17 protein-coding genes, 1 rRNA gene and 1 riboswitch are annotated in these 20,414 nt (G+C 48.4%); of the genes, 2 read left to right on the top strand and 16 right to left on the bottom strand.

The annotated features are described in order from the left end of the window. Positions 1–82: 82 nt before the first annotated feature. From purN to BS614_RS07255, 14 genes are all read right to left on the bottom strand, one after another. Positions 83–700 carry a phosphoribosylglycinamide formyltransferase gene (gene purN / locus BS614_RS07320; RefSeq protein WP_074093481.1) on the bottom strand — a complete coding sequence of 206 codons (618 nt, stop codon included), beginning with the start codon at positions 698–700 and terminating at the stop codon, positions 83–85. After that, positions 700–1,740: a phosphoribosylformylglycinamidine cyclo-ligase gene (purM, locus tag BS614_RS07315; protein ID WP_074093479.1), complete on the bottom strand. Its 1,041-nt coding sequence runs from the start codon at positions 1,738–1,740 to the stop codon at positions 700–702. Before purM ends, purN begins: the two co-directional genes overlap by 1 nt. Positions 1,741–2,382: 642 nt before the next feature. Beyond that, positions 2,383–3,861 (bottom strand): amidophosphoribosyltransferase, encoded by a 1,479-nt coding sequence (gene purF, locus BS614_RS07310; RefSeq protein WP_036606069.1) that lies wholly within the window; start codon positions 3,859–3,861, stop codon positions 2,383–2,385. After that, positions 3,846–6,089 (bottom strand): phosphoribosylformylglycinamidine synthase subunit PurL, encoded by a 2,244-nt coding sequence (gene purL, locus BS614_RS07305; RefSeq protein ID WP_074093477.1) that lies wholly within the window; start codon positions 6,087–6,089, stop codon positions 3,846–3,848. The genes purF and purL overlap by 16 nt, the downstream gene beginning before the upstream one ends. After that, positions 6,067–6,756, bottom strand: a complete 690-nt coding sequence (gene purQ / locus BS614_RS07300; protein ID WP_036606071.1) for a phosphoribosylformylglycinamidine synthase subunit PurQ — start codon at positions 6,754–6,756, stop codon at positions 6,067–6,069. Before purQ ends, purL begins: the two co-directional genes overlap by 23 nt. 4 nt (positions 6,757–6,760) lie before the next feature. Beyond that, complete coding sequence (purS, locus tag BS614_RS07295; RefSeq protein WP_017690695.1) at positions 6,761–7,006, bottom strand: phosphoribosylformylglycinamidine synthase subunit PurS; 246 nt, start codon at positions 7,004–7,006, stop codon at positions 6,761–6,763. Positions 7,007–7,589: 583 nt separating this feature from the next. Beyond that, on the bottom strand, positions 7,590–8,462 hold the full coding sequence (locus BS614_RS07285) for a phosphoribosylaminoimidazolesuccinocarboxamide synthase (protein WP_074093473.1): 873 nt from the start codon (positions 8,460–8,462) through the stop codon (positions 7,590–7,592). A 381-nt stretch (positions 8,463–8,843) separates the two neighbouring features. Further along, positions 8,844–10,142 (bottom strand): adenylosuccinate lyase, encoded by a 1,299-nt coding sequence (gene purB / locus BS614_RS07280; protein ID WP_047840491.1) that lies wholly within the window; start codon positions 10,140–10,142, stop codon positions 8,844–8,846. Continuing rightward, positions 10,139–11,341 (bottom strand): 5-(carboxyamino)imidazole ribonucleotide synthase, encoded by a 1,203-nt coding sequence (purK, locus tag BS614_RS07275; protein ID WP_074093471.1) that lies wholly within the window; start codon positions 11,339–11,341, stop codon positions 10,139–10,141. Before purK ends, purB begins: the two co-directional genes overlap by 4 nt. Further along, positions 11,338–11,823, bottom strand: a complete 486-nt coding sequence (gene purE / locus BS614_RS07270) for a 5-(carboxyamino)imidazole ribonucleotide mutase (protein ID WP_074093469.1) — start codon at positions 11,821–11,823, stop codon at positions 11,338–11,340. Before purE ends, purK begins: the two co-directional genes overlap by 4 nt. A 195-nt stretch (positions 11,824–12,018) precedes the next feature. After that, positions 12,019–12,120, bottom strand: a riboswitch (purine riboswitch). A 270-nt stretch (positions 12,121–12,390) separates the two neighbouring features. Then, positions 12,391–12,825, bottom strand: coding sequence for a universal stress protein (locus BS614_RS07265; protein ID WP_017690701.1), 435 nt, complete (start codon positions 12,823–12,825; stop codon positions 12,391–12,393). 211 nt (positions 12,826–13,036) lie between these two features. Beyond that, a complete protein-coding gene (locus BS614_RS07260) occupies positions 13,037–13,300 on the bottom strand; it encodes a DUF1294 domain-containing protein (protein WP_017690702.1) in 264 nt (87 codons plus the stop codon). A 126-nt stretch (positions 13,301–13,426) separates the two neighbouring features. After that, positions 13,427–13,564: a hypothetical protein gene (locus tag BS614_RS31780; protein WP_167544386.1), complete on the bottom strand. Its 138-nt coding sequence runs from the start codon at positions 13,562–13,564 to the stop codon at positions 13,427–13,429. Between the two features lie 74 nt (positions 13,565–13,638). Then, complete coding sequence (locus tag BS614_RS07255; protein WP_074093468.1) at positions 13,639–15,768, bottom strand: DNA topoisomerase III; 2,130 nt, start codon at positions 15,766–15,768, stop codon at positions 13,639–13,641. Positions 15,769–16,135: 367 nt separating this feature from the next. Here BS614_RS07255 and BS614_RS07250 point away from each other — a divergent pair, with 367 nt between their 5' ends. Continuing rightward, entirely contained in the window at positions 16,136–18,070 is a 1,935-nt protein-coding gene (locus BS614_RS07250) for an amidase family protein (protein ID WP_074093466.1), read from the top strand. Between the two features lie 174 nt (positions 18,071–18,244). Here the strand turns inward: BS614_RS07250 and BS614_RS07245 are convergent, their stop codons facing one another. Then, positions 18,245–19,252, bottom strand: coding sequence for a ketoacyl-ACP synthase III (locus BS614_RS07245; RefSeq protein WP_074093464.1), 1,008 nt, complete (start codon positions 19,250–19,252; stop codon positions 18,245–18,247). 301 nt (positions 19,253–19,553) lie between these two features. Between BS614_RS07245 and BS614_RS07240 the strand changes: the two genes are divergently transcribed. Then, positions 19,554–20,141, top strand: coding sequence for an NADPH-dependent FMN reductase (locus BS614_RS07240; protein WP_074093463.1), 588 nt, complete (start codon positions 19,554–19,556; stop codon positions 20,139–20,141). Between the two features lie 145 nt (positions 20,142–20,286). On the opposite strand, the gene rrf is transcribed toward BS614_RS07240, so the two are convergent. Then, positions 20,287–20,403: ribosomal RNA gene (gene rrf, locus BS614_RS07235) — 5S ribosomal RNA — on the bottom strand. Positions 20,404–20,414 lie beyond the last annotated feature (11 nt).

Here is a 20,414-nt window from a genome sequence, read left to right as displayed (position 1 = left end):
AACCAGTAATAAAGGCGAGCGCTTTGCTTCTCCAGCTTATTTCTGTCCTCTTCGTTAATGTGTGAAACAGTTTAAAACTATATCAAACCGGTTTGTTAACAGTGACGTGACGTCCGTCTAACTGAACCAGACCTTGCGCGAACCAGGAAACAACTTCAGGGTATAACTGCTGTTCAGCCGCATGAATGGAACGGCTGATTGACTCAGGCGTATCCTCTGGCAAAATGGGAACGGGATGCTGGGCAATAATCGGTCCGGTATCCATGCCTCCGTCCACAAAGTGCACGGTCACACCCGTGACTTTCACACCGTATTCCAATGCCTGTCCAATCGCATCCTTGCCTGCAAATGCCGGTAGCAAGGAAGGATGAATGTTAATCAACCGCCCTGCGTAACGATCCACCACAACAGAAGTCAGCAATCTCATATATCCGGCAAGAACGACCAAGTCGATCTTTTTGGATTCAAGCACTTCCACGATCTCTGCCTCATAGGCTTCACGGGAAGCATAATTTTTCGGAGTAAACAGATGACAGTCCACGCCTGCGTCCTGTGCCCGCTGCACAACACGTGCAGATGGTTTATCACACACGAGCAGATCAACGGATGCATTCAGCCCACCATTCCGTACTGCATCGACCAATGACTGAAAGTTAGTCCCTTCACCCGAGGCAAATACAGCTATGCGGTAGTTCGCCATTAAACATCCGCTCCCGTGAAGGTTACTCGCGCATCTCCTTCAGTAACACGGCCAATGATGTACGCTTCTTCACCAGATGCTTTCAGTTGTTGCAGTGCTTCCCCTGCATCTGCTTCATTAACCACCAGTACAAGCCCAACACCCATGTTAAATGTGGTGAACATGTCACGGTTCGAGACAGCACCCTTTTCCTGTAACAGGTTGAAGATTGGCAGAATCGGCCAAGAGCCGTAGTCAATATCCACATTCACATTGCTCGGCAACATACGTGGGATATTCTCAATGAAGCCACCACCTGTAATGTGTGCCATGCCTTTCACTTTCACCTTTTCCAGCAGGGACAACAGGGGTTTAACATAGATCTTTGTAGGTTCCAGCAGGGAATCACCCAGCTTACCGCCCAGTTCCGCTACTTCATCATGCAGATCAAGTCCCGCATCTTCCAACAAAAGTCTGCGTACCAGCGAGAATCCGTTACTATGCACACCGCTGGACGCCAGTCCAATCACTGTGTCACCAGGGGCAATGGTTGTACCGTTGATGATCTTCGCTTTGTCCACGATGCCCACCGTGAATCCGGCAATATCGTATTCGCCTTCACTGTACATGCCCGGCATCTCCGCCGTCTCGCCACCGATCAGCGCACAACCAGATTGATGACAGCCTTCAGCGATTCCCGCAACAATAGCTTCAATCTTCTCAGGAATGACTTTGTCACATGCCAGATAGTCAAGGAAGAAGAGTGGTTCTGCACCCTGTACCACAATGTCGTTCACACACATCGCTACCGCGTCGATTCCGATGGTATCGTGACGGTCCATGGCAAATGCAATTTTCAGCTTGGTGCCTACGCCGTCTGTACCGGATACAAGCACCGGCTCATCGTATTTATCTTTGTTCAAACCGAACAGGGCGCCAAAGCCTCCCAGATCTGTCATCACTTCCGGACGGAAGGTACGCTTCACGTGTTTTTTCATCCGTTCAACCGCTTCATTACCTGCCGCGATATCAACGCCGGCCTTTTTGTATGCTTCAGACAAGTGGAATCATCTCCTTTTTTTTCGCCCCACCTAAATCCTCCCGCCCGGGAGGACCCCATAGGACCTTTGCAGGTCCTCTGGACACCCGCCAAAAAAAGCGGTGCAGAGGTGGCTGGTGTGATCTTGCTATGGTTGGTTCGTGCGTGATCTCGCGGGATTGTTCGCCGATTCCGTTGGCTGCAAGCCATCGGTCGGCGAACCCCGCTCAGCTGCGCTGCGGGGCAAGCCCGCTGGGCAGCTGCTTCGCCTGGCTGCCCTGGCCCCTGTTGCTCCGCAAAGCGGGGCTTAAGGGCTCGGGCTAAGCCCGTTGGCAGCTGCTTCGCTCGGCTGCCCTGGCCCCTGTTGCTCCGCAAGGCGGGGCTTAAGGGCTCGGGCTAGGCCCGGGGCAGCTGCTTCGCCTGTCTGCCTGGCCCCTGTTGCTCCGCAAGGCGGGGCTTAAGGGCTCGGGCTAGGCCCGGGGCAGCTGCTTCGCCTGGCTGCCTGGCCCCTGTTGCTCCGCAAGGCGGGGCTGAGGGCTCGGGCTAGGCCCGCTGGGCAGCTGCTTCGCCTGGCTGCCCTAGCCCCTGTTGCTCCGCAAGGCGGGGCTTAAGGGCTCGGGCTAGGCCCGGGGCGGAGAGATACGTTTGTCTCGCCACATAACAGCTAGCAACTGCAGCCGAATTTTTCTTCGCCGCCAAAGTCGAGGCGGGTTGGGTAATCATGATCAAAACATGCGAGACATAGTCCGCCTTTAGGATCATCCTGATTATCTCCCTGAATCGATGCAATCAGTCCATCGGGACTGAGGAACTCCAGGGAGTCCGCATTAATTTCACGGCAGATTTCTTCCACCGACAACTGTGAAGCAATTAATTCACGGCTGTCAGGCGTATCAATACCGTAGAAACACGGGTTTTTGAAAGGTGGTGATGTAATCCGTACATGTACTTCCGTTGCTCCTGCATCACGTAGCATGTTCACGATCCGACGAGAGGTTGTTCCCCGTACGATGGAGTCGTCAATCATGACCACACGTTTGCCTTCCACAACGCGACGCACAGCGCTGAGCTTCATCTTCACGCCCTGCTCCCGCAATTCCTGGCTTGGCTGGATAAACGTACGTCCAGTGTATTTATTCTTGATCATACCCATCTCATACGGAATACCTGTCTGTTCAGCATATCCAATGGCCGCCGAGATGCTGGAATCTGGTACTCCCGTAACCAAGTCCGCATCCACAAACGACTCAATCGCCATCCGGCTTCCCATCCGTTTACGGGCCGCATGCTGGTTCGTACCATTCATATCACTATCTGGACGAGCAAAGTAGATATACTCCATCGCGCATAATGCCTTGCGGTGTTTGTGATGATCAAAGCGATCCTCGTGTAGACCATCTGCATCCAGCACAAGCAATTCACCCGGCTCGATATCACGAATCAACTCTGCGCCGATCGTTTCGAGTGCACACGTCTCGGATGCAAACAGATACGCATCTCCCAACTTACCCATCGTCAGCGGACGAAGTCCGTGCGGATCGGAAGCCACGAGCAGCTTGTCATTGGTCATGATCAGAAATGCATAACCACCCACAATGCGCTGGAACGCCTCTTTTGCCGCTTCCACAAGCCCTTTGGAGGATCGTGCAATTAGATGCGCAATGACCTCAGTATCACTTGTTGTTTGGAAAATGGAACCGCTCTGCTCCAGCTCACGCCGGATCGTTGGTGCATTCACAATGTTTCCGTTGGTTGCTACTGCCAAATCGCCATCACGGTATTTAAATACCAATGGCTGTGCGTTCGTCAGTTTACTGTCACCACTCGTTGAATAACGGACATGTCCAATGGAAATATCCCCGGTCAGCGTCTGCATCAGGTCTTTGGTGAATACTTCCTTCACCAGACCCATGCCGCGATGATAGTTAAACTGGCTGCCATCACTCACACACATGCCTGCACTTTCTTCGCCCCGATGTTGTAGCGCATGCAGTCCATAATAGGAGAGAGAAGCCGCGTCAGGGTGTCTGAACACCCCGAACACCCCGCATTCTTCTTTCAATTTGTCGAGTCCTTCCTTGCCAGACCCTTCATTATAATAATCGCCTGTCCACAACGGTCCTGTCGTCAGTTCATGAGACATGGAATCGCATCCTCCCAGACCTGAGCCAAACCTCCTACAGGTTCGCTCACGGCTGATGTTCCGTTCAATTCAATCGTCAGGTTACTTCCTTCTACACGTCCAATCACAGCTACAGGTACACCACGCTCACGTACAAATGCTTCAAGTTTACCCGCTTGCTCTGGCGTAGCCGACAACAAGATACGGGATTGGCTCTCACTGAATAGGGCGTGATCTGCACGCAATGCAGTCTCCACATTCACCTGTGCTCCTACGTTACCACTGATGCAAGACTCTGCGAGTGCAACAGCCAAACCGCCTTCAGACAAGTCATGTGCCGAGCGAACGAGACCGGATTGAATAGCTTCCAGCACCGTGCTGAGCAACGCTTTTTCTGTTTGCAAGTTCAGTTCTGGTGGACGACCTTCCGTCTGACCATGAACCGCGTATTGCAGCTCGCTGCCACCCAGTTCAGCTTTTGTTTCGCCGAGGAGGATGATAACATCACCTTCGGATTTGAATGCTTGTGTCGTGATATGATCCGTGTCATGAACGAGACCTACCATACCGACAACTGGCGTTGGATAGATGGAGCCTTTGGCATTTTCGTTATACAAGCTTACGTTACCACCGATGACCGGCGTATCCAGCACACGACAAGCTTCCGCCATACCGTCTACCGCTTTCTCCATTTGCCAGAAAATATCCGGCTTCTCCGGGTTACCGAAGTTCAAGTTGTCCGTAATTGCCAGCGGCTCTGCACCGGAACATACAATGTTACGCGCTGCTTCACTTACGGCAATCCGTCCACCAACTTCAGGATCAAGGTACACATAACGTCCATTACAGTCCGTTGTCATCGCGAGACCTTTTCGTGTTCCACGAATCGTAACTACAGCTGCATCCGAACCTGGACGAACGGCAGTGCTTGTACGCACCATGTAGTCGTATTGGTCATAAATCCATTTTTTACTTGCTACTGTTGGTGATGCCAGCACTTGTTTCAGTGCTCCGCCGAGATCCGACACTTCGTCATAACGAAGCGTGTCGATGGAAGCACTTTGCTCGTAGTAGGCAGGTACAGAAGAAGGTTTGTCATACACTGGACATTCGTCAACCAAAGCCGTTACCGGCATATCTCCGACCACTTCGCCGTGGTGGATCAATTTCAGACGACCATCATCCGTTACTTTACCAACTTTGGCACAGATTACGCCCCAACGTTCAAAGATTTCCATCGCCTGTGCCTCATCCTTCGGCTCAACAACGAACAACATCCGTTCCTGGGACTCAGACAACATCATCTCGTAAGGAGTCATGCCTTCTTCACGCTGTGGTACCTGATCCAGATACAATTCCAGACCGTTACCCGCTTTACTTGCCATCTCTGCACTCGAACATGTCAGACCCGCAGCGCCCATATCCTGAATTCCGAGCACGATGCCAGTGTCGATCAATTCCAGACAGGATTCCATCACCAGTTTCTCCATAAATGGATCACCAACCTGAACAGCTGTCCGTTGGGATTCGGATTCTTCCGTCAATTCAACCGATGCAAAGGTTGCTCCATGAATACCATCCCGCCCTGTTGGTGGCCCAACATAATACACGGGGTTTCCTACACCTTTAGCTACGCCGCGCTGAATCTTGTCATGATCAATCAGACCCACACACATCGCGTTAACCAGCGGATTGCCTTCATAACTCTCATCAAACATCACTTCGCCACCAACGGTAGGAATACCGATACAGTTACCGTATCCAGCAATACCCGCTACCACATGTTCGAACAAATATTTAACGCGATCGCTCTCCAGCTTACCGAAACGAAGGGAGTTCAGTATGGCTACCGGTCTTGCACCCATGGAGAAAATATCACGGATAATACCGCCCACACCTGTTGCCGCACCTTGATAAGGCTCAACCGCGGAAGGATGGTTATGGCTTTCAATTTTGAATACAACGGCCTGGTTATCACCGATATCCACGATACCGGCACCTTCACCAGGTCCCATCAGGACACGTGGTCCAGTGGTTGGGAAACGGCGCAGCAATGGCTTGGAGTTTTTATAAGCACAATGCTCGGACCACATTACACTGAACACACCAATTTCCGTGTAGTTTGGCTTGCGCCCCATGAACTCACAGATCAGCGCATACTCGCTGTCAGATACGCCCATTTGTGCGTAAAGTTTATGTTCTGCGACCTGTTCTGCTGTTGGTTCCTTAGCGGATAGCTGCTGCGTCATGCCGATCCCTCCATGCTTTCAAAATAGATGTAAACATACGTTTGCCGTCTTCCGAACCAAACAGTGAATCCACTGCACGCTCTGGATGCGGCATCATGCCGACCACGTTTCCAGCCTCGTTACAGACTCCTGCAATATCACCCAGAGAGCCGTTCGGGTTGGTACCATACGTAAATACGATCTGGTTGTTCGCTTGCAGACTCGCCAGCGTCTCCTCGTCGCAATAATAGTTGCCTTCACCGTGAGCAATCGGGATGATAATCTCTTCGCCGGGTGCATAGTCACGTGTAAATGGTGTATCTGCGTTCGCCACTTTCAACACTGTATCGTGACAACGGAATTTCAGGGAAGTGTTGCGGATCAATGCACCTGGAAGCAATCCTGCTTCCGTCAGGATCTGGAATCCGTTGCAAATACCCAAAATATATTTACCTTGTTCAGCAGCTTTCGCTACCTCATTCATTACCGGTGCAAAGCGGGAAATCGCTCCGCAACGCAAATAGTCACCATAAGAGAAACCACCCGGAACTAAAATACAATCATAAGCCGATAGATCTGTAGCCGTGTGCCATACATAATCAACCTCTTGCCCAATGGCATCTTCCACTGCCTTATAACAGTCGATGTCGCAGTTGGAGCCAGGGAACACAAGAACTGCAAATTTCATGAGATTAACCCTCCAATTCGTAGCGGTAATCTTCAACAACGGTGTTGGCCAGCAGCTTTTCACACATGACTTTCAATCGTTTCTCCGCTTCCGCACGATCTGTTGTATCCAGGTTCAATTCCATGACTTTACCGATCCGTACACTTTCCACTTCGTTGAATCCCATAGAATGCAGGGCTCCTTGAACAGCTACGCCTTGCGGGTCGAGTACGCTTTGCTTAATAGTGACATATACGGTTGCTTTGATCATGATCCTTATGTTCCTCCTCAGTAATGAACGGGATAAATGCTTTACGCTGTTAAAAGGTGGGGCTTGGGGCGCTTGCTCCGGGGCGGATTGTTCTTCCGGTCGCTTGTTGTCCCCAGGTTTTTTGGATTGTTTTGGCCCGCTCTGCGGTCAAAACCCGGGGACAAAGGCGAACGCTATCGCTCCTTTAAGAACAATTCCGCCCCTCCGCTAGTCCATGCGACGTTTTTTAAAGGCCTAAACCTTTTACGTTGCACGGTGTGTAATGGTCTAGCCTGACCATTACGTGAAAACAATTAATGGTCTTTAAGTTACTTTAGTAATTAGTGAATTTAATTCTCTTAATTTTTCAGGCTTCCCCTACCTGTGGGAAGCCACCGCTCTTAATTGCCTCACCCACCAGTTTGAACACTGGCGGAGGGAAAGATTTGAGCTGGAGAAGCGGAGCGTTCGCCTTTGCAACCGGAATGTTTCCTTTTGAAAAAAGGAAACATTCCGGGGGCAACAGCGATCGAAAACCAAACTTTCCCATAGCTCGCTCAAACGTTAGCTTCCTCAAACTTTCCCGCAGCTTACTCAAACTTTATTATTTCGTTAAACGGTTATAAATATCGACGTATCTTGCGGTTGTTGTCTCAACTACCTCTTGTGGGAGTGGATCAGGTTTGCTGTTCTTGTCCCAATCGGTTCCGGCAAGGTAGGTTCGCACTGGCTCTTTATCCATGCTGTCGATCTCGATGTCGAGTTCGTAATTCTCTTTGGCCCAGAAGCGTGAAGCATCTGGAGTGAAGATTTCGTCAATCAGGATGACCTTGCCATCTACGATGCCGAACTCGAATTTGCAGTCTGCCAGAATGATGCCACGCTGATCACAGTAATCACGGGCGAATTCGTACAGGCGCAAGCTTTTTTCCTGAAGCTCAACTGCGAGTGCGTCTCCCACCAGTTCTTTCATGCGATCCATTGGGATGTCCTCATCGTGACCAACATCGTTTTTGGCTGCCGGTGTGAAAATGGGAACTTCGAGCTTGGCGTTTTTGCGAAGTCCATCAGGCAGTTTAATGCCATTCACTTCACCACTCGTCTCGTATTGTCTCCATCCCCCACCCGTGATGTATCCACGCACGACACATTCAATATCAATGCGTTCTGCTTTGCGGGTTACCATGATGCGGTCTTTGAGCAATTCTGGGTCTGTGATGAGATCACCCAGTTGATTCACATCGGTATGAACGACGTGATTCTCCATCATGTCACCCGTCAGTTCGAACCAAAAGCTGCTGAGTTTATTCAGTACGTTTCCTTTCTCGGGAACCGCCGGGTCCAGCACGTAATCAAATGCCGATATACGGTCCGTAACCACGATCAGAAAATGTTCACCCAGATCGTATAATTCACGTACTTTTCCTTTATATAACAGAGGTGCTTTAACGAGATCTGCCGCAGTGGACAGTGCCATGGGCTCACCTTCTTTCAGGAGATGTAAAGTATACGTCCAATTCCCCTCTTCACGCGGGGCCACTCCGAATGCAGAACAACCTTCCGATCGCTGTTATCCCCGGATTTTTTGATTCCACTTTTGCAAAGTGAAAATCCGGGGATAAAGGCGAGCGCTTTGCTTCTTCAGGTTTTTTCTGCCTTCTCCGTTCCAGCGTGAACACATAATCAACCTATACTTTTAGGGAGTAAAACTTGTTCTAAATTTGATAAAGGCGCAGCGTATGCTTCCGAAGTAGCTTTCTTTCATAATGTTTTTAGCTTTGCTTCTTCAGCTTATTTCTGTCCTCTGCGTTCAAGTGCTTACCCATCATTCTGCGCTATAGCCTTATGAAGTTATATATTAATCGTTCAAACCAAGCTTTTTGAAGATGGTGTCTACGTGCTTCAGGTGCCATGACGGGTTGAATGCATCTGCGATTTCTTCTTCGTTCAGCACTTCCGTGATTTCCGGTGTGGATTTCACGATATCCTGGAACTGACGTTGTTCTTCCCATGCTTGCATCGCACGTGGTTGAACGGTATCGTACGCTTGCTCGCGGCTGAAACCTTTGTCAATCAGTTTAGTCATGATGCGACCGGAGAATGGTACCCCGTAAGTGCGCTCCATGTTGCGTTTCATGTTCTCAGGGAACACTGTCAGGTTCTTCACGATGTTACCAAAACGGTTCAGCATGTAGTTCAGCAGCATCGTTGCATCCGGCAGAATGATACGTTCAACGGATGAATGCGAGATGTCGCGCTCATGCCAGAGCGTTACGTTCTCGTATGCCGATACCATATGTCCGCGAATAACGCGGGACAGACCGGAGATGTTTTCACTACCGATTGGGTTACGCTTGTGCGGCATCGCGGAAGATCCTTTTTGACCTTTTGCAAAAGCTTCTTCCACTTCACGGAATTCACTCTTCTGCAGTGCACGTACCTCTGTAGCGAACTTGTCCAGGGACGTTGCGATCAACGCCAGTGTAGCCATATATTCCGCGTGACGATCACGTTGCAATGTTTGAGTCGAGATCGGCGCAGGTTTCGTACCCAGCTTCTCGCAGACAAACTCTTCCACAAACGGATCGATGTTCGCGTACGTTCCTACTGCGCCTGAGATTTTGCCGTATTGTACATTGTCTGCTGCATGACGGAAACGCTCCAGGTTCCGTTTCATCTCTTCATGCCACAACGCCATTTTCAGTCCAAATGTCGTTGGCTCTGCATGTACGCCGTGCGTACGTCCCATCATTGGTGTGTGCTGATAAGCCAGTGCTTTTTCGCGAAGAATTTCAATGAAATTCACGATATCCTTTTCCAGAATCTCATTCGCTTGACGCAGTACATATCCCAAGGCCGTATCTACGACATCTGTGGAAGTCAGTCCGTAGTGCACCCATTTCCGCTCCGCACCCAGACTTTCAGATACCGTACGTGTAAATGCGATAACGTCATGACGTGTTTCCTGTTCAATCTCATAGATGCGGTCGATGTCAAAAGATGCGTTCTGACGAAGCAATGCTGCTTCTTCCTTAGGGATTACACCCAGTTCGGCCCATGCCTCACATGCACAAATTTCAACTTCCAGCCACGATTGGAATTTGTTTTCTTCGGTCCAGATGGCTCTCATTTCGGGTCTGCTATAACGTTCAATCATGAATTTGTATTCCTCCAGAGGTTAGTTTGTTCAATCCATTGTAATCCTTCTTCAACATCCTGACAGAGCAGATTCACATGCCCCATCTTCCGTCCTGTTTTCGCTTCGGTTTTACCATATATATGAAGCTTGGGAATCACACCGAGCTCTATCGCTTCAGCATCAGGTTGCCCTGTTCTGGCGATAATACCTTCCAGATGCTCTCCAAGCACATTGACCATAACAACCGGACTCAATAACGAAGTGTCCCCAAGTGGTAACCCGCAGATGGCACGGATATGTTGTTCAAATTGCGAAGTCGCGCAAGCTTCCATGGTATAGTGACCAGAATTGTGCGGTCTTGGTGCCAGTTCGTTGACGTACAGTCTTCCATCCGCCGCTACAAACAGTTCCACAGCCAGCAGTCCGATAGCCTTCATCGATTCTGCCACCGCGGCTGCCAGCTTTTGCGCTTCAATCTGGATGTCTGCAGCAACTCTAGCCGGTACGATTGACGCATGCAAAATGTTGTTCACATGAATGTTCTCCGCTGGCGGGAACGTCTTGATCTCCCCATTTGTACTACGCGCTACAACGACCGATATTTCGCATTCGAACTTGATGAATTGTTCCAACACCAGTTCCGCACCTGTAGCTGCAAGTTCTTCGTATGCGGCAACAGCCTGACTTGATTCCCGGATTACCCGTTGGCCTTTGCCATCGTAGCCGCCAGTCACCGTCTTCAGTACACATGGCACTCCAAGTTCGCTAACAGCAGCAAGCATCGTATCCGCACTTGTGATCTCACGATAAGGCGCGACTCTTACTCCAGCGGCTTCAATCGCACGTTTTTCACGCAAACGATGTTGTGTGGTGTACAGTAACGCACTTCCTTGCGGAACGTAAGACTCACGCTCGAGCAACCCAGCGACTTCTGCATCTACATTTTCAAACTCATACGTAATGACATCGCATTGCCGAGCCAGTTCAAGTGCAGCTTTGGCATCGTCATAACCAGCTTCAATCTGACGAGCAACTTGACCACAAGGTGCATCCGCAGCGGGATCAAGAGTAACGAATCGATACCCCATTGCCGTTCCTGCGAGCGTCATCATCCGTCCGAGCTGTCCGCCTCCAAGAATGCCGATGGTTGTTTTCCCGGGCAGCAGGACATTTTTCAACTCTCCTGCCGCACGCGACTGTAAACCTTCTCTAGTCATAGTTCTTCACTGCCTTCGAGTACTTCTTGTTTGATGCGCTCTCTGCGAGCTTCAGAGCGACGTTGGACATCCGGGTCAAAAGCACCGATCATTTGAGCTGCCAGCAATCCTGCATTGGTTGCCCCTGCCTTGCCAATCGCCACAGTTGCGACGGGAATACCGCCAGGCATCTGAACAATGGACAACAAGGAATCGAGACCGTTCAATGCTTTGGATTGAACCGGTACGCCAATGACTGGAAGCATCGTTTTGGCGGCAACCATACCGGGTAGATGTGCTGCCCCGCCTGCCCCTGCAATGATCACCTTGAATCCTCGATCAATTGCTTGCTCTGCGTATTCAAACATCAAATCCGGTGTACGATGGGCGGAGACCACCTTTTTCTCATACCCAATCTCCAGCTCGTCCAGCACCTCGCACGCATGTTTCATCGTTTCCCAATCCGACTTGCTGCCCATAATTACAGCGACTTGCAGTGACATGAATACATCCAACTCCCGTCTGCGCTTTTTTGATTACATCTGACTATTAAGGAACTCTTATTACAGTGTGAAATGAAAAAATCCGCTACCCGCGAAAACATCACATTTTCTCCGGACACCGGACTCCAAGAAATACGTATCCCTCATTTGGGCATGCCAAAAGGGGGCTTGCTGTCCGCATCTGGTTGCATGCGACTCTCAGCCGTATCTCCTCGTAGTCCGGAAATTTACGGTTCCCGGGTAGATACTTCCGGGCCCTATTCCCGGCGTTATACGAGCAAATATCTATCAAACTATCTTCGTTCATTTTTGTAATCTCTTATTACATATTTCGTTCCTACTCGACCTTATTCTTACCTGATCGACACATCTAACATTCTAACAATCCCCTACAGCTAATGTCAACTTAAAGACGAACATTTAACATATTGACAAATATAATGTTCGGGAATTGCTTCTTTAAATTCGTTTAACCAACCATTTCATCCCATAAAAGAAAGCCGGCTCCTCTTCAATCTCTCGAAGACAACCGGCTTCCTGCTTTTCAGTGCGTACACACTTCATCCATTATTTTACGATCAGTACTGGAACCCGCGCATGCTGCACTACATTGTGACTGACACTACCCAGAACAAATTCCCGAATACCACCCAGTCCACGGCTACCAATAATAATGATATCAGAATCATTTTCTTTGGCAAAATCAAGCAACACTTCCGCAGCTGCTCCTTGAATCAGATCCACATTGGCCGTTACACCCGCAGCCTGAATTCGTTCTTTCGCTTCATCTGTTGTCTGTACCGCCAGATTGTAATAGTCATTATTAAGTGAAGGTGGCAATGGAGCCAACCCCTCACCGATGAATACACGCGGGAAATCAAAAGCATGAATGACATCCAGTACTGCATTTGGGGACACTTTAGCTAGCTCAATCGCACGATCAAGTGCTTTATTTGAAGCTTTGGAACCATCATAAGCCACTAATATTTTGGAAAATAACATGTGAATCCCGTCCCTTCCTTTATATGTAGAGCACGCGAAGCAAGCTTCGGTCTGACATGTAATAAACTAACAGAACCATATAACTCCTTAAACGTTCCGGAACCACAATGAACCATTTATACGAATGAATTTACATATCAGACGAATTAATGATACACCTTTCACTTCAGCGTAAGTCTTGTTCGAATGGTTACGCATTTGTTCCATGTGTTCATTGAATAAAGTAACCATAGATTACCGCATTTAAGAACAACAACAACGGAATGCCAATGGTGAAGCTGGGATGTTTAGTCTTATGCCTTTTCCGATACATCGCGATCCAGACTCCCAAAGCACCGCCTATAAATGCTAATAAGAATAACGTCCGTTCGGGTGTACGGTCACGACGCTGTTGTGCACGCCTCTTATCATCCGACATAACCAGATAACCAACTACATTAATAAATAAAAACCACAATATAAGTCCGGTTTGCATATAATTCTAGCGATCCCCCTGTCCCGGGACATCTCCCTGTCTCCATTATAGTCCTCATCAGAGACATGTTCAACGCACCGGGTAGGGAACCATAATTTTGTGTAATAACGCTAACCTCGCTCTGACTTAGGACTCCTGCTTTGAAATACCGTTCAGGCTTGGTGCTCTTTTGGCTGCTTTGTCCGGGCGCACAGCGATACTCTCTTCCCGAATACTGTCTTTGTTTTGCTGATTATGGATTTTCTCTGGTTTGTTGTGCGGCATGTAGGTATCACCTCCTTGGCTTACGTTGCCTGAAAACGGAGGATCTTATACGACTTCAACTACCCTCAAGCGTGTTACTCTCCCTTTTTCTCCATAGCCGCCTTCAGCAGATCTCCAAGGTTAGACCCAATGGATTCCTGCTTCGCATATTGTTTCACCAGCTTTTGCTGATCGCGTTTGTTCACATGCTGTTTGTCCTTATCCAACGTTTCTGTAATACCACAAGGTAGACATTGTACGTATAACCCCGCCTTACCTTCTTTGATTTCCATCTTTTTGTGGCACTGCGCACAACGACGGTTGGACAGTCTCTTCTCTGCCGAACGACGATACCCGCAGTCTTCGGTGGGACATACGAGAAACTTACCGCGCTTGCCCTTCTTCTCCAGTAGTCGTGCGTTACAATCCGGGCAATGGCTATTGGACACATTATGCGGCTTGTACTCTGCTTTGCTGCCTTTTACCGTAGACACCAGCTCTTTCGCCATTGAACGGATACCATCTAGGAACGGTCCCGGTTTCCCTTGTCCACGGGCAATCCGCTCCAGTTCAGCTTCCCAGCGGGCGGTCAGATCCGGTGAACGAAGCTGCGGGGCAGCCAGTTCAATCAGCTGTTTTCCTTTACCGGTTGGATGCATGCTGTTGCCTTGACGATCTATTGTATCGGAACTGACCAGTTTCTCGATAATATCCGCACGTGTAGCCGGAGTGCCGAGTCCATGTTTTTCCATCTGGGAAAGCAAAGCAGCTTCGGTATACCGTTTGGGCGGCATCGTCCGTCCACTTTTAATATGGCAACGCTGAACCGTCACGGACTGCCCTTGCTGCACATCTGGCAAAAGCGCACGCTCATGGTCTGCTGCATCATCAGTACGGTCATCGTCATCATCGCTGTAATCGCCGCCGTATACTTCACGCCATCCACTTTCTTTCACCGTTGTACCTTTAACATGGAAGGAGTCATTCCCCACCTGAACCGTGATCGCAACCGAATCGTACTTCGCTGCCGGATAGAATAGGCTGATAAAACGACGTACGATCAGATCGTACAGTTTGCGTTCCTCTGGATTCAATTGATTCAGAAGCACCGTCTGCTCCGTTGGGATAATCGCATGGTGATCCGTAACTTTGCTGTCATCCACAATACGTTTGGTGATATTCAGATTTTTGCGCAACAAAGGACGTGCCAAAGACGCATAAGGTCCAATGGCTACACTATCCAGCCGTTCTTTCAACGTAGCTGTCATATCGGAAGTCAGGTATCGACTGTCCGTACGTGGGTATGTCACAAGCTTGTGCTGTTCATACAGACGTTGCAGGACATTTGATGTTTGCTTTGCAGAGAAACCATATTTCCGGTTGGCATCCCGTTGCAGTTCCGTCAGGTCATATGCCAGTGGATGTGGCTCTACTTTCTCGCTTTTCTTCACCTGGGCAATCATGCCCTTGCGCCCGTCTACCCGTTTCTTCAATTCTTGCATTTCCTGAGGGTCGAAAATTCGTGAATCTCCTCCAGCTGCCCGCCAGACAGCCTGAAAACCACCCAAATCTGCCGTTAACGTCTCATACTCCTGCGAGCGGAAACCATTAATTTCATTTTCCCTGTCCATAATCATGCCCAAGGTCGGAGTTTGGACCCGTCCAGCAGACAACTGTGCATTGAAACGAACGGTCAGCGCACGGGTCACGTTAAGTCCAATCATCCAGTCGGCTTCCGCACGGCAACGTGCAGATTCATAGAGACGATCGAATTGACTGCCTGGTTTCAGCGAAGCAAATCCGTCTTTGATCGCCTTATCTGTCTGGGATGAAATCCACAGGCGTTTAAAAGGTTTTTTCCACCCTGCCATCTGCATAATCCAACGGGCCAGCAATTCTCCCTCACGGGCTGCATCCGTCGCAATGACAAGCTCACCCACATCCTGACGTTTCATTAGCTGCTGCACGGCTTTATATTGATGGTTGGTCTCTTTAAGTACCTTCAGTTTCGTACGCTCTGGCAGAATGGGCAGGTCCTCCAGATTCCATGTTGCATACTTTTTGTCGTAATCCTCGGGTTCAGCTAATCCAACCAGATGTCCAAGCGCCCAGGTAACGATATATTTTGGGCCCTCCATATAACTTTTATGTTTATCACGCGCACCCATAACTCTGGCTATTTCACGTGCTACAGATGGTTTTTCTGCGAGTACCAATGTCTTCACTTCATATCTCTTCCTCTCTGGTAGAACGTTATGTCTCTTTTATCCCTATCTTTTCATTATATCATTTCACACTAAAGGTATGCTCTGTCATCTCTACTTCCTAACTACTCGCATCCCGTAACCTCATGTTTAATCAACTTATCAAAATGATGTTATATTTATTCACATTATATTATGTAATAGTTTTTCTGAGTACATGTAAACAGAAGCATGAATAAGTATTAACACGGTAAAGTATTGATGTATACGTTTTTTTGGATAAATATAAACCTTGTAAGATTACCTGACATAACTATACAATGTGTCAAAAGCATAGAAACAGAATCGCTACACACATCAATGAGACACAGGAAGGGAGTGTGGATGCATGACTTATCATGGATCTGTATTGAAAAAAAGTGGGGCTTTGTTACTGGCAGGTGCTGTTGTTGCCACAACATGGGGAGGAACGGTACCTTCGGCATCAGCCGCAACGGCAACGCCTACGAGTAAAACAACAGTCGCAGCTGTATCCAAAGGAAAAGCGCCAGCTACTCCTGCAGCATTTGTTCAGGCTATGGAAGAAGCGGCTACACTTGCAGGTGTTCCTTTTACCATGGACAAGCTCTCCGGCACAACCGTACAACGTAAAGATGCTGCGGTCGCCTTGCAACAATGGCTCAAGCTGGATTCGACTACCGTATCATTCAAAGATGTCCCGGATGAAGCCACTTTCGCAGGTGCTGTTGGTGCATTGAATACGGCAGGGCTAATGAAAGGTTATACCGATTCCCTCTTCCTTCCAAACGCTGTACTTACCGAGAATGACCTCTCCATACTGAAAGATCGCATTTATAACTACATAAAACCATTTGTGCTGGAGGAAGCAACCATCATGGATCTCCAGGCCGCAATGACGCAAGGAAAACTGACATCAAAAGAGCTAGTTCAGAAATATCTGGACCGCATTGAAAAATACGATGATCAAGGTGTAAGCATCAACGCCGTATTAACGCTGAACCCGGATGCACTCCAAATTGCGGAGCAATTGGATGAGGAACGTGCAGCCCAAGGTGCCCGCGGGCCTCTGCATGGCGTTCCGGTTTTGGTAAAAGACAATTTCGATACCAATGACATGCCGACAACCGCAGGCTGTATCTGTCTGAAAGATTCCATTCCTGCTCACGATGCTGAACAAGTGAAGAAACTGAAAGCAGATGGCGCCATTATTTTGGGCAAAACGAACCTGCATGAATTCGCATTCGGCATAACGACATCCAGCTCATTGGGTGGACAAACACTGAACCCTTACGCCCTGGACCATTATCCAGGTGGCTCAAGCGGTGGAACAGGCGCAGCCATTGCATCAAACTTTGCTGCAGCCGGCATGGGTACAGACACTGGCGGTTCGATCCGAATCCCATCCAGCTTCAACAGCCTTGTGGGTATCCGCCCAACCATCGGACTGTCCAGCCGTGAAGGCATTATCCCACTGGCTTTGACACAGGATGTAGGTGGACCTATGGCTCGTACGGTTAGTGACGCTGCAATCATGTTGGATGCTACAGCCGGATATGATAAAAAGGATGTCGCTACAGCTTACGCGGTTGGAAAAATTCCTTCCAGCTACACTGATTTCTTGGATGTAAACGGGTTGAAAGGTGCACGCATCGGTGTGGCCACAGAACTCATCCCAAGTACCAAAGCTGAAGAAAAAGCCGTTGCTGACGTAATCAACACCGCTGTGGAAGAACTGAAGACACTGGGCGCTACCGCAGTTCCCATTTCCATCCCGAACTTGACTGAGATCAATAAATATCCAAGCCTTAGTGGATATGAATTCAAGTTCCAGTTGAATGACTATCTAGACTCATTGGGTGCAGACGCTCCTTATCACAGTCTGTCCGAGATCATCGCTTCTGGAGAGTTTGATAAGTCCCAAGAACAATCCATGAAAACTCGGGATGCACGCCAAACATTGGAGACTACCGAATACAAGGACATCGTCCTGAAACGTACCCAAGTTACACGTGAGTCCCTGCTGAAAGTTATGGCAGACAACAACCTGGATGCCATCATCTATCCTACGTCCACACAAGCCGCTGGTGTTATCGGCGAAGGACAAAACTCTGGTGGTAACAACCGATTGAGTCCTTTCTCCGGCTTCCCGGCGATTACGGTCCCTGCTGGTTTCACAACTGATGGTTTGCCCGTAGGTATGGAATTCCTGGGTCGTGCCTTTGATGAAGGTACCTTGATCAAGCTGGCTTACAGCTACGAACAAGGAACTCATCACCGCCAAGCGCCTAAGCTTACGCCGTAAAATATTTATGGGATTAAGCAATTCCGGTTAACACAAAAAATAGATGCAATCATATCACTTTTTTGAAACGAGTTAACCCACTAAAGAGACCCCCCTCTTCATGACTACATGAAGTTTGGGTGGTCTCTTTTATGTTCTCTATTTATTTTTGTATTGCATACAGTCGTATGATACTCATTCCTGAACCTTGTCCGGCACGCCCCATTTCAGCACCAGACCTGCGTACGTCAGACCACCGCCAAAGCCAAAGAGAGTTACGCTCTGTCCTTCTTTCAATTTCCCTTCATCCACTGCAAGCTGTAAAGCAAGCGGAATGGAAGCAGCAGAGGTGTTCCCACGATACTCCACACTGGTTAAAGTACGTTCCAAAGGAATCGGACCACGCTCGCAAACAGCCTCAATCATTCTCATATTGGCACTATGCGGGACAAACCAGTCAATCTGCTCAGGTCTTAATCCAGCTTTCGTTATAAGATTACCTAATTGCTCTGGGATCGTCCGTACAGCCCACTTATAAATCTCTCGACCATTCTGAACAAGGCATCCCTCACCCTGCAAAGGCACACCATTCATCTCCGAAGACAGACCACTCTTATAGAGATGTACACCACCTTCTCCATGTGTACCTGATATGGCTGCCATAAAGTCACCTTCAGCACCCGATGATCTCTCGACCAAGAAGGCCCCCGCTCCATCACCAAACAGTACACAAGTCGTGCGGTCTGTGTAATCCGTAATTTTGGATAACGTCTCTGCTCCCATAACCAGTACTTTGCGGTACATTCCACTGGTCACCAGACTGTCAGCAAGCTGTAGCCCGTAGGTAAAACCTGCGCATGCAGCATTTAAATCCAGTACGCCCGTGTGTGGGATCTTAAGGTTAGCCTGTACTCTAGATGCGGTACTTGGGAAAGCATATTCAGGTGTACTTGTAGCCACAAGGATCATATCCACATCTTCTATACTTACATCATAACGATGTATCATATCTTCTACAGCCTTCGTAGCCAGGTCAGATACAAATTGATCTTCAGCTGCAATTCGCCGTTCTCTCATGCCTGTACGTTGCACAATCCATTCGTCACTTGTCTCGACTAATTTCTCCAGATCAGCATTCGTTAATATTCGATCCGGTACATACGTCCCCATTGCCGTGATGGTTGCCTTTGATTGATGATTCATACCGGTAGTCACCTCACTTGTTTTTTATCATTATAGCACTAAGTATTAGTACTTGGTACTAATTTTATAAAATATTTATTATGATTCTTTCGTTAGTTGTTTATTTTAAAGTGATCTCTTCATTCTATTACCAAGAGTAATACAAACGATGGCATGCATTTTTGATGAAGAATTGTGGATATTCCCTGACTAACATGAAGAATGCCTTAATTATATGCGTTTTTTATAGACAGCTCATTCAAACAGGAGGAAAATAAACAGATTGCCCTACATTACTACAGAATAGAGATGATCTATACCCATGAAAGAATTAAATATCCTTGCCATTTCCGGAAGTCTGCGCAATCAGTCCTCCAATACGTTACTAATGCACGCCATGATTAAGCTGGCTCACACTAATCTTAAGTTTGAAGTATATGATGGATTAAATGGTCTACCGCATTTTAACCCTGACCTCGATGTCGAGGAGGGTCCCGTGTCCGTACAGAACTTGAGAGGCCAACTTAAGCATTCGGACGGTGTCCTTATCTGCACGCCAGAGTATGGAAACGGCGTTCCCGGGGTCTTAAAAAACGTACTAGATTGGGTTGTATCTTCTGGAGAATGGCTCAATAAACCCACCATTGCCATCGCTGCTTCCCCAAGCCCCATGGGAGGTGACAAAGCCCATGCTTCCTTATTGCTGACACTAAACATGATCAATGCACAAGTTCTACAGGAGGGCTGTATAACTATTCCTCATATTACATTGAAAATGAACAAACAAGGCGTCATCATTGATTCGGAAACCCAGCGTGCATTGCAGAACTCCCTTACAATCCTTGGGGAGGCTTGCAACCAAATGAAAGTATATACAGATGTTGTACTTAAATCGATGATAGAGAAATGAACCATTTAAAGTTATTTAACATTCTCATAAATATTGAAATAAAAAAACAGCCTTGGTTATTTACCAGGGCTGTTAAGGTTTATACAAGTATTTAGGATTAAAATAAAAAAGACACACTCGATATCATCAAGTGTGTCTTCCTGTTGCTTGGCGGCGTCCTACTCTCCCAGGACCCTGCGGTCCAAGTACCATCGGCGCTAGAGGGCTTAACGGTCGTGTTCGGGATGGGTACGTGTGGAACCCCTCCGCCATCGCCACCAAACGCATAGCTTA

Source organism: Paenibacillus xylanexedens (assembly GCF_001908275.1).
Classification (GTDB): domain Bacteria; phylum Bacillota; class Bacilli; order Paenibacillales; family Paenibacillaceae; genus Paenibacillus; species Paenibacillus xylanexedens_A.
This window is presented reverse-complemented; position numbering and strand designations above follow the sequence as displayed.